Below are 14214 nucleotides of genomic sequence, written 5' to 3'. Positions count from 1 at the left end.
GATCACGTCCGGGGCGGCCACCGCTGAGGGGGCGGGGCCGACCGACGAGAGGATGCGCATGACCGCGAACGACGGACTCACCGTGGCGATCCTGGGCCCGGGCGGCATCGGCGGACTGCTCGCCGCGCTGCTGTCCCGCTCCGGCCACCGTGTCATCTGCCTGGCCGGCGACGAGACGGCGAAGACCCTGAGCGCGAAGGGCATCCACGTCCGCAGCGGCCTGTTCGGGGACTTCACGGCCCCGGTCGAGGCCGACACCGAGCTCCGCGAACCGGTCGACGCGTGTCTGATCGCGGTCAAGGCCACGGCCCTGGACGCGTCCCTGACCCGGGTCCCGCCCGCGGTGCTGGGTGACGGGCTGGTCGTACCGTTCCTGAACGGCGTGGAGCACCCCGGGCTGCTGCGCGCCCGCTACCGCGCGGACCGGGTGGCGCCCGCCGCGATCCGCGCCGAGTCGACCCGCGTCGCGCCGGGGGAGATCGAGCACGGCACGCCGTTCGCCGAGATCGACCTGACCGGCGACCCGGTCCCCGACGACCGCCTGGCCGCCCTGGCGCAGGTCCTCGACGCGGCCGGCCCGACGACCCGGGTGCACGCCGACGAGGCGGCGACGCTGTGGTCGAAGATGTCGCTGCTGGCGCCCTTCGCCCTCCTCACCACCCGCTACGCCCTCCCCATCGGGGACGTACGCACTCAACACCGCGAGGAGTTGCTCGCCCTCGTCGACGAGGCGACAGCCGTCAGCGCGGCCTGCGGCGGCCCCTCCGACCCGTCCATGGCCATCGCCCGCTACGACGCCTTCCCGGCCACCACGAAGTCCTCGATGCAGCGTGACGCGGAGGCGGGCCGCCCCCTCGAACTGGACGCCATCGGCGGCGCGTTGCTCCGCGCGGCGGACCGTCACGAAGTCCCGGTACCGGTGGCGACCCGCCTGGTGGGCGAGTTGAGGGCGGCGGGCCACTGACCGGTGGGTCAGTCCCACGAGTTGAAGAGCACCGCGCCGACGGTCTCAGGCCGCCAGTAGTCGATCTGCCGCCGCTCCACGGCGGACAGGGCGGAGGTGTCCGCCGAGGAGAGCGGCGACAGCAGCACCGCCGCGCTCAGCACGGTGAATCCGAAGTCGCCGAGGCCGGCGGCCCAGGCGGGCGCCTCCCGGAACTGGTCGGTGTACCAGTCGTGCGGCTCGTCCACGAACGCGACAAGCGGTGTGTAGGCCTGGAACAGGGCGCAGCAGCGCCCGTCCGGGCGCTCGATCGTGGCGGTGTGGAAGGTCTGCGCGATCTGCCGCGCCTCGAACTCCCCCACCCGTCCGCCGGCTGCCCGGGCCGCCGCGTACCACGCCGTACGGCACGCCCTGGGGTCGGTCCGCCGTATGCCGGGGTCGCCGCTGGTGAAGAACCCCGTCGAGCCCCGCATCAGCCGGAAACCGTCGCCCGGACCCGCCATCCCCGCCTCCCGCCCCGCCTGTGTCCCGCCCCGCCCGTGCCGATCATGCCCCCACACACTCGTTCGCATGAACCACCCGAAGGCACTCGCAACCCAAAATCGAACAGGCGTAGCATTGCGGCGTGGCTACGCCCTATGACTTTCCGAGTGACCTGCTCGCCGGTCAGGAGGAGCTGCATCAGGTCCGGGCCGAGCTGTCGGCCCTGCTGAAGCGGCTGCCCTGGTCGGTCGTACCCCTGGACGGGTTCAGCGACGACAACGGCTGGCGCAAGGTCGAGCGCCCCGCCTCCCCCGGCTGGACGGAGGACGAGCAGGCCGAGGTGGAGAAGCTCCGGCAGCGCGAGCACGAACTCGCGGTGTTCGTCAGCGGTCACCGGTTCTGGTCGGAGATGGCGGGCTCGGACCGGGTCGACGCCCGCACGAAGCTGAAGCACGCACACGGGGCGGCCGAGTGAACCTGAAGCGCGCGGCCGAAGCACCCGCGCATGAAGGGCAGTTCAGAACCCGGGCGTAGACAGGACCGCCCGACGACCGCCCCCGAGGCCCGCCATCGTGCGGGCCTCCGCCGTTTTCTGACCCCGACTCACACAGATCACAGAATCATCCCAACGTCTTCACACCTCCCACACATCAGATATGTTCACCCCTCACGCAAATTGCGCCAAGGGGGGCACATGAGCCAGCAGTACCCGCAGCAGCCCGGATACGGGCCGCCGCAGCAGCCGACGCAGCCCGGCTACGGCTATCCGCAGCAGCCCGGTTGGGGCGGTCCCCCGCCCCAGCCGCCGAAGAAGCGGAGCATCGGCAAGATCCTCGGCATCACGGGAGCCGTCCTCCTCGGCCTCATCGTGATCGGCGCGATCGCCGGCGGCGGAGGAGACGACTCCACCGACAAGAGCAACAAGGACAAGGCCGTCGCCGCCACCTCGGACAAGCCCAAGGCCGCCGAGGAGCCGGCTGCCGAGGAACAGGCCGCCGAGGAGCCCGCGAAGGAAGAGCCGGCCGCGGACAAGAGCCAGGCCGAGCAGTTCAAGGCCTGCGTCACCAAGTCCGGTACGGACAGCGAGAAGGCCGCCGTCGGCCACGTCACCAAGGTGACCGGCACCGACAAAACCAACGACATCCTCGACGCCGCCGAGGTCTTCACCGACTACAAGGGCGGGTTCCTGAGCGAGAACGCCGGCGACGCCAAGCTGATCGCGTCGGCCTTCGCGTCCTGCTACGAGTCGAAGAACGGTCTGGTGACCATCTACGGCAGCGACGGCGACATGATCGCCAACGGGAACTACTGACCCGTTTCGACGGAAACCACCGAGAAAAACGGCCCCCGGAGATCTCTCCGGGGGCCGTACAACGCCGGCTGAGCCGGGTTTTCCGTGGTGGGCGCGGACGGTTTCGAACCGCCGACATCCTGCTTGTAAGGCAGGCGCTCTACCCCTGAGCTACGCACCCGAGAACGAGTGGACAGCCTACCTTGCCTGGGGCCATGTCCCGCAAACCCGTTCCGGCGAAGGTCAGGGAAGTCCTGGGGTTATCCCCACCATGGATCCGGGAGCGGCCCGGATCCCGCTCCGGGTCCGGGATCCGTACGGTCGAAGCACCATCGCAGCCCTGGGCCGAAGAGGTCGGCCCGGGGAACTCTCAGGGGGAGATCGTCATGGCCCGTACCGTTCCAGCCCGCGCCCTAGCCGTCTCCGGGGCGGTCGTGGCGCTCGTCGCGGGTCTCGCCGCCTGTGGCGCCTCCGCCGGGGACGACAAGGAGCCCGATCACAAGTCGTTCGCCCTGGAGGGCCGGACGCTGACCGTCGACTCGGACGACTCGGCGCTGGAGATCGTCGCCGCCGACTCGAACAAGGCCGGCACGGTGGAGGTCACCCGGTGGTTCCAGGGCTCCGTCGCGATCGGCTCGGACCCGAAGGTGACCTGGGAGATGAAGGACGACCGGCTGGTGCTGCGGGAGAAGTGCAACGGCATGATCGCCGACTGCGCGACCAAGCACCGCATCGAGGTGCCGCGCGGAGTCACCGTGAAGGTCGAGGACGGCGACGGCAGCGTGCGGGCGCGCGGCTTCCGGGACGCGCTGAGCGTGCACACCGGGGACGGCTCCGTGCACGTCACCGACTCCAGCGGGCCGCTGGACCTGCGGACGGGCGACGGGTCGGTGCGGGTCTCCGACGTCTCCTCGCGCCAGGTGAAGGCACAGACCGGGGACGGCTCCGTGAAGCTCGAACTGGGCACCGTGCCGGACAAGGTTGAGACCCGCACCGGCGACGGATCGGTGACGATCGAGCTGCCGCGGGCGACGTACCGCGTGACGACGAAGACCGGTGACGGCGGCGTGGATGTGTCCGTGCCGCGCAGCGACACCAGCTCTCATGTGGTCTCCGCCAGCACCGGCGACGGAAAAGTCACCGTGCGAACCGCGAACTAACCGGCCCGTGTGTTCGTCCTAAACCGGTGGGAGAATGACACCGGGCAGGGTGAATGACAGCACGGGAGAGGGATGTGACGGCGACACCTCGACAGCCGAAATCGCCGTCAGTGCCGCGTGGGCGCAGCCGCTTCGCGCGGGGCCTCCCGCAGGCCGTCCCAAGGGTCGTCCCGCAGCCCGCCTCCCGGGTCGCAGGGCGCCCGCGCCGGGCCCTGCGCGACTCCCTCGCCGACTCCCTCACGCTCGTCGCCCTCCCCCTGGTCGTCGCCCTCGCGCTGCCCGCCTCCTTCGCCGGCGGCGGCACCCGCCGCTGGTTCGGCGGCCGGGCCGAGAGCCAGCGGGCCGAGGCGCAGGCCGCGAAGGACGCCGCGGCGGCAGCGTTCTACGAGCTGGACACGGCCCAGCGGGATCTGCGGATCTCGATCGAGACGATCGCGGCCGTGGACGACTCCCCGGCCGCCCGGCGGGCGATCACCGACTTCGACGCCCTGGGGCGGCGCATCGACGAGGTGAGCCACCAGTACATCAACGCGGTCGACGCCCACGACCTCGACCGCGACGACCTGGAGGCCTCGGCCGCGGCCCGCGCCCGCACGGAGCTGGCGAAGGCCAAGGACGACCTCGACAACGTCAAGCGCGAGCTGGACCGGTTCGCGGACGGTCTCGGTCCGCTGCTCGGCAAGGCCGAGACCCAGCTGGCCCGGCTCGCCCCGGCCGTCGAGCGCGCCCGGCAGGGCCTGCTCGCCGCGTCGAACGCGCTGGACACCGTGCGCACATCGGGGCTGCGGGCCGACGACCTCGCGGCCCGGCTCGCGACCCTCGCGCCGGAGCTGACGAAGCTGAACCAGGGCGCCGGGCAGCACGGCGTACCGCAGACGCTGGAGCGCGCCGAGCGGGTCGCGCGGGAGGCGGAAGCGGTCCGGGTGGAGGCGGAGCGGCTGCCGGAGAAGGCGGCCGAGATCGACCACCGGCTCGTGTCGCTGCGGACCCGCGCCCAGGCGCTCACCACCCGTGCCGGGCAGGTGGAGCCGGTGCTGAGCGAGCTGCGGCGGCGGTTCACGGCGGCCTGCTGGCAGGACCTCCAGGGAGTGCCGGACCAGGCCGGGGAGAACGTACGGCAGGCGGAGCGGAAGCTGACCGAGGCCCAGGCCGCGCGCGACGAGCAGCGCTGGCCGGACGCCACCGCGCTGCTGTCCACGGTCCGGGCCCTGCTGAACACCACCGACGAGTCGGTGTCGGCGGCCGGTGACCGGCTGCGCCGGCTGAACGCCGTGCAGAAGGACCCGCAGCAGGAGATCGACCGGACCCGGTTCGCGATCCGGGACGCCCAGCGGCTGGCGATGGCGGGACGGAACACGCCCGACCCGCGGCACGCGCGCCCGCTGGACGACTCGGTCGCCCGGCTGGAGCGGGCGATCGGCACCCTGGAGGGCCGCCACCCGGACTACTGGCACTTCCTGACCGAGACGGAGGCCGTACGGCAGACGGTGGCCCAGGTCGTCGCGCAGATCCGCGACGAGCGCGGCGCCGGGCACTGAGCCGTACAGCCTCCGTCCAGGGGGCGATCAGGTGCGGTAGGCGTAGAAGGCCGCGTTCGAGTACGACGCGATGATGCTCGCCACCGACCGCCGGTAGGTGTTGGTGGAGTGGTACGTCAGATACGGCACGCCCTGCGGGCTGCGGTAGGAGACGACCATGGTGTGGTCCTTGGACCCGTCCTTGTCGAAGTCCATCTGGAGCACGTCACCGACGTCGAGCTGGTAGACGTTGGCGAGCGGGGTGGTCCGCTTGGAGTTCTGGGCGAACCAGGACCACTCGTTGACGCCGATGAACGAGTGCGACTGGATGTCCGCGTTGCCGAACCACTTGGTGTAGTCGTACACGTAGCCCGGGACGTGCTTCCAGCCGCCCGCCTTCAGGGACTGGCTGACGAAGTTGGTGCAGTCGCCGCCGGCGCCCTGGCCGTTGAAGTCCGGGTAGTCCTTGTTGTAGTTGCTCCAGTACTTCTCCGCGTAGGCGGCCATGGCCTTGTAGTCCAGGGCCGCGCCCGTGAGCGTCTTGGGCTTGGCCGGGGCGGGGTAGGTGGTCGCGGCGCGCGGGGCCGACGGCATGGTGTCGTCGACCGTGGGCGCCTTCACGGACGGCCCCGCGACCGTGTTCACCGCCATGCCCTGGTCGGTGTCGCGGATGCCGGTGAGCTGCCAGTCGCCGTGCCGGTCGGCGGTGAAGGTGAGCTCGTGGTGGGCCTGGAAGCCGGTGGTCCTCGGCTCGCCGCCGCGGACCTCGGCGTAGGTCAGGGTCGTGGTCTCGGTGACGGCGGCCTCGGCCGTACGGCCCGTGACGCGGGTGGCGTCCAGGGTGACGGCGGTGTCGGCCTTGCGGTACTTCTCGCCGAGCCGCGCGAGGAGGTCCTTGCGCCGGTCGAGCGTGGTGAGGGCGGCGTCCTCGCCGCGGGCCGTGCGGGAGGACAGACGGACGTCGCCCGAGAAGCCGTCGGTCAGCGGCTTCCCGCTCCGCCCGCCGTCGACCAGGGCCTGGGTGCGGTCGGTGAAGACCGCGTCCGCCAGCCGCTGGAAGGTGGCCCGGGTCCCGGCGTCCACCGTCGGGTCGTCGACGACCGTGGCGCCGGCGGTCCAGGTGGGCAGCAGTGCCGCCGAGGCGGCGATCGAGGCGACGGCCGCCGCGACTATGGTGGCGCGACGGCGCGCGGGCATGGGTGTTCTTGATCTCACGGGGATTCTCCTTGCCCGGGGTGGTCGAACCCGGGCAAGGAATGTTTACACCTTCTCCTCAACTGTGAAGAACCCGGGGGTAGTTGAGCCTTCAGTGGACTACTTCACCACCGTCGACCAGTCCGGCGACTGCGCCGGGTCCAGCCCGCGCAGCCGCTGGAGCGTCTCGGGCTTCTGCACGTCCATCCAGTCCGCGAGCTCCTTGAAGGACACGCACTTGACGTCCTTCTTCGTGCAGACGCTCTCGATGACCTGGTCGACGGCCTTCATGTATATGCCGCCGTTCCACTCCTCGAAGTGGTTGCCGATGAACAGCGGTGCCCGGCTGCCGTAGTAGACCCGGTTGAAGCCGGCCATGTAGGTGTCGAGGGTCTCCTGCTGCCACTCGGCGTGCCTGGCCGGGTCGCCGTCGGTCTCGCCGTCGGACTGGTTGTAGAGGAAGTTGAAGTCCATCGACAGGCCCTGGAAGTCGCCCTTCTCGTACGGGAGCATCTGGAGCGGGAAGTCCCAGATGCCGTTCTTCTTCGTCGGCCATATCTGGAAGTCGCCGGTGGAGCTGGCGTCGTAGCGCCACTTGTAGCTCTTCATGGCCTTCAGCAGGTTCGCCTGGCCTTCCAGGCAGGGTGCGCGGCCGCCGGTGACCTCCTTGCGGAAGTCGAACGGCAGCGGGTCGAGGTCGGTGTAGCCGGTGTTGGTCTTCCAGCGCTCCACGAAGTCGTAGAACTGGTCGATCTCGCTCTTCCACTCCGCCACGCTCCAGTCGTCGCCGCCCTTGGCGCCGCAGAAGTGGCCGTTGAAGTGGGTGCCGATCTCGTTCCCGTCCGTCCACGCCTTGCCGAGCTGCTCCAGCGTGGTGCGGATGTGCTCGTCGGTGGGGAAGCTGATGGCCGACGAGCCCTTGGGGTGCTGGGGCGGGGAGTAGAGGTCCTTCTTGTCCTTGGGCAGGAGGTAGATGCCGGTGAGGAAGAACGTCATGTGGGCGTCGTACTTCTTCGCCATCTCCCGGTAGTGCGAGAAGAGTTCGTCGTCGCCCTGGAGCGCGCCGTCCCAGGAGAAGACGACGAACTGGGGCGGCTTCTGGCCGGGCTTGAGGGGCTGCGGCTTCAACTGGCCCTTCTGCGGGCCGGTGTAGGAGGTCGAGCCGTCGCCGAGGACCTTCGTCCTGCCGTCCCACTCGGGTTCGCCGCTCGGCTCGGCGGAGGCGCGGCCGCCGTCCGCCGGGGAGGCGCCGGAGGAGGCGGTCGGGGCTGTGTTGCCCGTGCGGTTGAGGACCAGGTAGCCGCCGACGAGGGACGCGACGACGAGGAGGGCCGCCAGGGTGAGCATCCCCGGGGGCGGGTTGCGGCGGGGTTCGCGGGGGCGGCGACGGCGGCCGGACGGAGACATCATGGGCGGCTCAATCTGCGAGGGGGGTGGGGAGTTGCGAGGGGGGCTGGGGTGCCGGGTCAGCCGAGACCTTGGGCGCCGGACCAGATGTCGTACGGGACGCTGCCGGCGGGGGTGCCGGCGATGCCCTTCAGCGGCAGTGGTTCGAGGCTCTTGGTGAGGTCGATGCGGTAGGCCACGACGGCCGTCGACACGGAGGACGCGGTGCCGACGTACCAGGCCGCGGTGTCGTCCTGGGTGGTGCCGGTCTTGCCCGCCACCCGCGCGGCGGAGGCCGCGGTGGCCGGGTGGGCGAGGCTGAAGGCGGACCTGAGCGCGGACTGGACCTGCTCGGCCACCTTCGCCGTCACGGCGCGGCGGGAGGCGGGCTTCGTCAGCCTCACCGTGGAGCCGTTACGGGTGATCCTGGCCACCGAGTACGGCTCGACGTGCGTGCCCGCGGCGGCGAATGTGGCGTATCCGCTCGCCATGCGGATGGCGCTGGGCGTGGCGCTGCCCAGGGACAGCGCCGGCACCTGTGGCCCGAAGCTGGAGGAGAGCAGCCCGGCCGCCTCCGCGGTCCGGCGCACCTTGTCCAGGCCGGTGTCCATGCCGAGCTGCATGAACGGCGTGTTCACCGACTGTGCGAGCGCCTGGTGCAGGCTGATCCGCCCGTAGTCCTTGCGGCCGTCGTTGCGGGCGGCGACCCGTTTGCCGCTGCGGTCCCAGTACGGCCCCTCGGGCGTCATGACCGGCACGCCGTCGTCGCCGTCGTACAGCGTCTGCGGGGTGACCTCGGTCGGGCCGCCGTCACGGGTGCGCCGGACGCCGTTCTGGAGCGCGGAGGCGTAGACGAACGGCTGGAAGGCCGAACCGGCGGGCACGGTGGTCGAGTTGGACTCGTTGTAACCCTGCTTACGGTGGTCCGGGCCGCCGTAGACGGCGAGGATCCGTCCGTCGGTGGCGACCGAGGCGGCACCGTAGTGCGCGGCCCTCGCCGTGGCCGCGTCCGCCTTGCGGGCCTTGCCGCGGGCCCTGGTCACGGCGTCGGTGAGCGCGGTCTCCCGTTTGCGGTCGAAGGTCGTGTAGATCTGGTAGCCGCCGAGGTCGAACTGCTTGTCCGTCAGACGCGCGGCCTTCTTGGCGTACTGCGCGGCGAGCTCCACCAGGTAGTCGCTCTGCTTGCCGGTGTCGTACCCACGGGCCTGCTTCAACGGCTCGGGGAAGGTCCTGTACTTCGCCCGCTGCGCCGGTGACAGCCGGCCGATGTCGACCATGCGGTCGAGGATCCAGGACCAGCGCTCCACGGCCCGCGCGTGGTTGGCCCTGCTCAGCGCGGGGTCGTAGAGGGCCGCCCCCTTGAGGAGGGAGGCGAGGACGGCGGCCTCGCTGACGTCGAGTTCGGAGACGTCCTTGCCGTAGTAGGCCTGGGCGGCGCGCTGCATGCCGTAGGTCCCGCGGCCGAACCAGCTGGTGTTGAGGTAGCCCTCCAGGATGTCGTCCTTGCTCATCCGGTTGTCGAGCTTGAGGGCGAGCATGGCCTCGGTGAACTTGCGGCCGACCGAGCGGTCCTGGTTGAGGTAGACGTTCTTGACGTACTGCTGGGTGATGGTGGAGCCGCCCTGGGTGTCGCCCTCGCCGAAGGTGCGCCACACGGCCCGGCCGATTCCGCTGAGGGAGATGCCCGGGTCGCTGTAGAAGCTGGCGTTCTCGGCGGCGAGCACCGCCCAGCGGACGTCCTCGGGTATGTCCTTCAGCGGCATGTCCTGCCGCCGCACCCAGCCGGTACGGGCCATGGGCGTCCCGTCGGACCAGAAGTAGACGTTGTCCTGCTGGGTCGCGTACGAGTTGAGGTTCTCGGGGATGTCGGTGGTGGCGTAGCCCACGCCCAGGCCGACGGTGATCAGGCCGAGGAACGTCAGGACGCCGCCGAGCCACTGCCGCCACGAGGGCGCCCAGCGGCGCCAGCCGGTGCGGCCGGGGCGCGGGTACTGCGGGCGCAGCCGACGGACGTGGGGCGCGGCGCGGGTCGCCCAGGGGCCCGCGACCGCCTTGAGGCGGGACAGGGCGGCCGGGCGCGCGGCCCTGCGGCGGCGCCCCGGTGGGCGGACCCGGCTCTCGTCCGAAGGGTCGTCGGAATTGCGGGATAAACCCGCCTCGACCGTTCGCAATTGCACGGTCTCGTCCGGCGGGAGCGCGGGGACCTTTAACTGCATGGTCTCGTCCGGCTCCTGCCCAGCCCTGGTCACGGCTGCGCCCCTCCCCGCATTAGGTCGTGCCCGCGAGGAAGGGCATGGCCACCGCGGTCAACGGCAGCGCGCCCCCTGTTCCCCCGGCCTTACGGCTCCTCCCGGCAATCGAAAAGTATCAGTGACCTTTTCAAATTCTCCACACCGGTATCGGACAGCGTCGATCGCAAACGACCGCAGAGGGGTGTGTAACCGGTCATGCCGATTAACCTGTGACCATGCCTCGCTACGAATACCGCTGCCGCAGCTGCGGCGACACGTTTGAACTGAGCCGTCCGATGGCGGAGTCCTCCGCGCCGGCGAGCTGCCCTGCGGGGCATGACGACACGGTGAAGCTTTTGTCGACGGTGGCCGTCGGGGGAACGGCGTCCGCCCCGGCCGCCGCTCCGAGGGCGAGCGGTGGCGGGGGCGGATGCTGCGGTGGAGGGTGCTGCGGCTAGGAGCGCGTCACCTTCAGGAACTCCCGCAGGATGCGCTCCCCCGCCAGTACGCCGCGCTCCGGCAGCGCGCTGATCGCCGGGGCCGTCCAGTCGGCGTCCGCGAGCTCTCCGTGGCCAGGGCGCCAGCCCTGGTCGGCGGCGAGGAGGAGGTCGGCGTCCAGGAGGGAGTCACCGGCGGCCAGGGTCAGGTCGGCGCCGGTGCGGCGGGCGACCTCGCGCACGGCGGCGCTCTTGGTCAGCGGCTTCGGGACGGCGTAGATCTTGCGGCCCTGGAGGGACACCGTCCAGCCGCGGTTCTCCGCCCACACCGCGAGCTCCTTGACCCACTCCTCGGGCAGCAGCTCGCGCTCGACGACGAGGTAGGCGAAGAGGTCCTCGGCGATCCGGTGCTTGCGCACCCACGCCGGGGACGCCGACGCCATCAGGTGGTCCTGCACCTCCGCGAGCGGCGCGCACTGCTCGGCCAGCCGGGCGGCGACCCGCGCGCTCCAGTCCTGGTCGGCGACGCCGTCGACGAGGATGTGGCCGCCGTTGGCGCAGATCGCGTACTTCGGCGCGGGGCCCGGCAGGTTGATGCGCTGGTACTGCTTACGGGTCCGGGTCGTCGTCGGCACGAACACCGCCGCGTCACCGAGGTCGGTCAGCAGCTGGGCCGCCGTCTCGGTCATGTACGACAGCGGCCTGCTCTCGTGCACCTCGACGCACAGCAGCCTCGGCGCCCGCGCGTCCGGCATGGTCAGCGCGAGGGCCGCGGCGGAGTAGATCAGCGTACGGTCGAGGTCGCTCGCCACCAGCACCGGCATCAGTGGTTCACCGCCCGGCCGTCGGCACCCGTCGCGCCCCGCGTGTACTTGGGGTGGATCAACCCCACGCAGGTGTACGGCAGTTCGGCCACTTCCTCCACCGGTACTCCCCTTTGTTCGGCCAGCAGTCGTACATGGTCCAGGTCGGCGCCGGCGCCGGCCCGCGCCAGGATCTTCCAGGGCACCCGGCGCAGCAGCACCCGCGTGGTCTCGCCGACGCCCGGCTTGACGAGGTTCACGTCGTGGATGCCGTACTCCTCGCTGATGCGCTCGACGGCCGCCCAGCCCTCCCAGGTCGGCTCGCGGTCGCCCGACAGCAGTTCCTTGGCGGTCGCGTCGACGGCGTCCACGACCTCCGCGAAGCGCGCGGACACGGCGTCCAGGAACGCCACCGAGACGTCGGCGCCGGCGAGTTCGCGGTAGAACTTCGCGCCGTGGTAGTCGTTCGGGCCGACCAGGTCGGCGCGCAGGACGGTGCGGGAAATCAGGCCGGAGACCGTGGAGTTGAGGCAGGCGGAGGGGATCAGGTAGTCCTCGCGGGTGCCATACGTCCGCACGCACGAGCCCGGGTCGGCCAGTACGGCGATCTCCGGGTCGAAGCCGATGATGCCGTCGGACGCCTCGAACTCCCGTATCGCAGCGGTCAGTTCGCGGGTGATGGCGCCCTTGCCGGTCCAGCCGTCGACGAAGACGACGTCCCGGGGGTCGTGGTGGGCGGCCAGCCACCGCAGGGCGTTGGCGTCGATGCCGCGGCCGCGCACGATCGAGACGGCGTAGTGCGGCAGTTCCAGGCCGTGCCGGAACTGGGCCCAGCGGCGCATCAGGACGCCGACGGGGGTGCCCGCGCGGGCGAGCGAGACCAGCACCGGGCGGGGCGAGCGCTCCGCCAGCACGATCTCCGTCACCGCGCCGGCCGCCTGCGCGAGGCGTGCCGCCGACTCGGCCAGTGCCGTCTGGAACAGCTCCTGGTACTGCTCGCTCGGCTGGTACTCCACGGGCAGGGACTCGGCGTAGTGCGCGCCCCCGCTCTGGATGGCCTCTTCCCGCTCCTCGGTCGGCGCCTCCAGCGTCACGTCCGAGAGGTCCTGGAGCAGCCAGCCGACCTCCTCGGGGGCGTACGAGGAGAAGGCGGGGCCGCGGAGGGGCTCGGGCAGCATCGGGTGCCTTTCGGGAAGGGCCAGGGGCCCGGGGACGTACGACGGCACCACCGCCAGCAGGACCTGCGGGGCGTGGGCCGAGAGCCGGGCCAGCAGGCCGTCGGGCGCGTGCAGCTCGGGGGTGTCGGCGACCGAGTCGACGACGGCTATGACGGCGTCGAAGCCGGCGCCGGCGACGTTGTACGCGTAGCGCTCGCCGGGGCCGTCGGCGGGGGTGTCGTGGGCCGGGAAGACCAGGCGGGTGCGTATGGCGTACCCCGGGTCGTCGACGGCGAGGACGGGCGAGCGGGTGGTGGTCGAGTAGCGGACCTCGACGCCGTCGGCGATCTGCTCCAGCTCACGGGCGAGCCTGAGGGGGGCGTACATCAGCTCCTCGAAGCCGAGCACGAGGACGCTCCGCGCATCGGCCGGGAGGGCTTCTGCGAGGCGGGCCGTCATGGCGGGGAGGGCGTCCTCGAGGTGGCCGCGGTGCACGGGAGTGAAGCCGTGCCGACCGCCGTCGGGAAGGCCGAGGGGCCAGTGCAGGTCCACTCGGGTGACGTGGGGATGGGTGCGCTCGCCCTCCGGCTGCGGGCCGGTGGGGGCTGATCGCGCAGTTCCCCGCGCCCCTGGGGGGTTGCTCTCCTGGTCGGCTTCAACGGCAAGGCCGCTGCTCGGGGGGTTGCCCTCGCGGTCGGCTTCGGCGGCAAGGCCGCTGCCCGGCGCGTTGCCCTCCCGGTCGGCTTCAGCGGCAAGCCCGCTGCCCGGCGCGTTGCCCTCGCGGTCGGCTTCAGCGGCGACGCCGCTGTTTGGGGGCGCGGGGAACTGCGCGACCGGCCCCGACGGCGCCGCGGACGACGGACCACCGGCCCCGGCACTCTCCGCCTCGTACCGCGCCACCAACTCCTGCCCCTTCTCCAACACCCCCTCCGGCAGCCGCACAGTCCCCGTGGCGGCCGCCACCAGATCAACCCTGGCACCGATCTCACCGGCGAATTCCGCGAGGCGCCCCGCATCCGCCGCGGACCGCATGTCCACCAGCGCGACCACGACGTACCGCCGCCGCGGATACCGCTCATGCAGATCACGCACGGTGTTCAGCACCGTGTTCCCCGTCGAGAACTCGTCGTCGACCAGGACCAGCGGCCCGTCACCCACCAGCAGCGCAGGATCCTCCGGCAGCAGCAGATGCGACGTGGCGTGCGAGTGGGACTCCTCGAAGCCGCCCGCGCGGGCGACACCGGCGACCGGCCGGCGGGTGGAGTGCAGATACGGGGCGAGCCCGACACCGTCGGCGACGGAGTGCCCGAGCCCGGTCGCCGTCTCCGCGTACCCGAGGACGACCGCCCTCGCGGCCTCCTGCGCGCCCAGCAGCTCCCGCACCCGGCGCCCCAGGGCGAAGCCCGCGCCGTACACCACGGAGGGTGACTGCGGTACGTGCTTGCCGAGCACGTTGGAGACCAGCAGATGGGCCCGCTTGGGGTTGCGCCGCAGGGCGAGCCCCAGCATCCCGGTGAGCTCGTCGTCGCCCTCGAGCCGGACTCCGAGCCGCTCGGCGACCCAGCTCCCGGACCAGACCCCGTCGTTCACTGCCTTGTTCATGCGTCCCTTG

12 protein-coding genes and 1 tRNA gene are annotated in these 14214 nt (G+C 71.5%); 6 read left to right on the top strand and 7 right to left on the bottom strand.

The features are described 5' to 3' along the window. Positions 1 to 58: 58 nt before the first annotated feature. Positions 59 to 964, top strand: a complete 906-nt coding sequence (locus CP983_RS30315; RefSeq protein WP_150503063.1) for a ketopantoate reductase family protein — start codon at positions 59 to 61, stop codon at positions 962 to 964. A gap of 8 nt (positions 965 to 972) precedes the next feature. Here CP983_RS30315 and CP983_RS30310 read toward each other — a convergent pair whose 3' ends face one another. Beyond that, complete coding sequence (locus tag CP983_RS30310; protein ID WP_107906798.1) at positions 973 to 1446, bottom strand: hypothetical protein; 474 nt, start codon at positions 1444 to 1446, stop codon at positions 973 to 975. A 122-nt stretch (positions 1447 to 1568) separates the two neighbouring features. Here CP983_RS30310 and CP983_RS30305 point away from each other — a divergent pair, with 122 nt between their 5' ends. Both CP983_RS30305 and CP983_RS30300 read left to right on the top strand, forming a co-directional pair. Then, entirely contained in the window at positions 1569 to 1901 is a 333-nt protein-coding gene (locus CP983_RS30305) for a hypothetical protein (RefSeq protein ID WP_125528141.1), read from the top strand. A 219-nt stretch (positions 1902 to 2120) separates the two neighbouring features. Continuing rightward, positions 2121 to 2738, top strand: a complete 618-nt coding sequence (locus CP983_RS30300; protein WP_150503061.1) for a hypothetical protein — start codon at positions 2121 to 2123, stop codon at positions 2736 to 2738. 85 nt (positions 2739 to 2823) lie between these two features. Here CP983_RS30300 and CP983_RS30295 read toward each other — a convergent pair. Beyond that, positions 2824 to 2898 (bottom strand) — tRNA-Val (locus CP983_RS30295). 205 nt (positions 2899 to 3103) lie between these two features. Between CP983_RS30295 and CP983_RS30290 the strand changes: the two genes are divergently transcribed. Together CP983_RS30290 and CP983_RS30285 are read left to right on the top strand one after the other, a co-directional pair. Beyond that, positions 3104 to 3877, top strand: a complete 774-nt coding sequence (locus CP983_RS30290) for a DUF4097 family beta strand repeat-containing protein (RefSeq protein WP_150503059.1) — start codon at positions 3104 to 3106, stop codon at positions 3875 to 3877. 74 nt (positions 3878 to 3951) lie between these two features. Beyond that, on the top strand, positions 3952 to 5415 hold the full coding sequence (locus tag CP983_RS30285; RefSeq protein ID WP_150503057.1) for a hypothetical protein: 1464 nt from the start codon (positions 3952 to 3954) through the stop codon (positions 5413 to 5415). Between the two features lie 27 nt (positions 5416 to 5442). Here the strand turns inward: CP983_RS30285 and CP983_RS30280 are convergent, their stop codons facing one another. The 3 genes from CP983_RS30280 to CP983_RS30270 all read right to left on the bottom strand — a co-directional run bounded on the left by CP983_RS30280 (position 5443) and on the right by CP983_RS30270 (position 10190). Further along, positions 5443 to 6591 (bottom strand): amidase domain-containing protein, encoded by a 1149-nt coding sequence (locus tag CP983_RS30280; RefSeq protein ID WP_150506974.1) that lies wholly within the window; start codon positions 6589 to 6591, stop codon positions 5443 to 5445. A gap of 117 nt (positions 6592 to 6708) precedes the next feature. Continuing rightward, positions 6709 to 7998, bottom strand: a complete 1290-nt coding sequence (locus CP983_RS30275) for a polysaccharide deacetylase family protein (protein WP_150503055.1) — start codon at positions 7996 to 7998, stop codon at positions 6709 to 6711. A 56-nt stretch (positions 7999 to 8054) separates the two neighbouring features. After that, positions 8055 to 10190, bottom strand: a complete 2136-nt coding sequence (locus CP983_RS30270) for a transglycosylase domain-containing protein (protein WP_150503053.1) — start codon at positions 10188 to 10190, stop codon at positions 8055 to 8057. Positions 10191 to 10441: 251 nt separating this feature from the next. Here CP983_RS30270 and CP983_RS30265 point away from each other — a divergent pair, with 251 nt between their 5' ends. After that, a complete protein-coding gene (locus tag CP983_RS30265) occupies positions 10442 to 10663 on the top strand; it encodes an FmdB family zinc ribbon protein (protein ID WP_125523734.1) in 222 nt (73 codons plus the stop codon). Here the strand turns inward: CP983_RS30265 and CP983_RS30260 are convergent. Next, positions 10660 to 11466, bottom strand: coding sequence for an HAD family hydrolase (locus CP983_RS30260; RefSeq protein ID WP_107906790.1), 807 nt, complete (start codon positions 11464 to 11466; stop codon positions 10660 to 10662). The genes CP983_RS30265 and CP983_RS30260 overlap by 4 nt on opposite strands. Next, on the bottom strand, positions 11466 to 14204 hold the full coding sequence (locus tag CP983_RS30255) for a phosphoribosyltransferase (protein WP_150503050.1): 2739 nt from the start codon (positions 14202 to 14204) through the stop codon (positions 11466 to 11468). Before CP983_RS30255 ends, CP983_RS30260 begins: the two co-directional genes overlap by 1 nt. Between the last annotated feature and the right edge of the window lie 10 nt (positions 14205 to 14214).

The sequence above is a fragment of the Streptomyces chartreusis genome, from assembly GCF_008704715.1.
Classification (GTDB): Bacteria; Actinomycetota; Actinomycetes; order Streptomycetales; family Streptomycetaceae; genus Streptomyces; species Streptomyces chartreusis.
The sequence above is the reverse complement of the archived record's forward strand: the minus strand, read 5'-3'. Positions and strand labels throughout refer to the sequence as shown.

Bases quoted from the DNA above. Each gene is read 5' to 3' on its own strand.
- CP983_RS30290 (WP_150503059.1), top strand. From the start codon at position 3,104: ATGGCCCGTACCGTTCCAGCCCGCGCCCTAGCCGTCTCCGGGGCGGTC.
- CP983_RS30265 (WP_125523734.1), top strand. From the start codon at position 10,442: ATGCCTCGCTACGAATACCGCTGCCGCAGCTGCGGCGACACGTTTGAA.
- CP983_RS30300 (WP_150503061.1), top strand. From the start codon at position 2,121: ATGAGCCAGCAGTACCCGCAGCAGCCCGGATACGGGCCGCCGCAGCAG.
- CP983_RS30280 (WP_150506974.1), bottom strand. From the start codon at position 6,591: ATGCCCGCGCGCCGTCGCGCCACCATAGTCGCGGCGGCCGTCGCCTCG.
- CP983_RS30255 (WP_150503050.1), bottom strand. From the start codon at position 14,204: ATGAACAAGGCAGTGAACGACGGGGTCTGGTCCGGGAGCTGGGTCGCC.
- CP983_RS30270 (WP_150503053.1), bottom strand. From the start codon at position 10,190: ATGCAGTTAAAGGTCCCCGCGCTCCCGCCGGACGAGACCGTGCAATTG.
- CP983_RS30310 (WP_107906798.1), bottom strand. From the start codon at position 1,446: ATGGCGGGTCCGGGCGACGGTTTCCGGCTGATGCGGGGCTCGACGGGG.
- CP983_RS30275 (WP_150503055.1), bottom strand. From the start codon at position 7,998: ATGATGTCTCCGTCCGGCCGCCGTCGCCGCCCCCGCGAACCCCGCCGC.
- CP983_RS30315 (WP_150503063.1), top strand. From the start codon at position 59: ATGACCGCGAACGACGGACTCACCGTGGCGATCCTGGGCCCGGGCGGC.
- CP983_RS30260 (WP_107906790.1), bottom strand. From the start codon at position 11,466: ATGCCGGTGCTGGTGGCGAGCGACCTCGACCGTACGCTGATCTACTCC.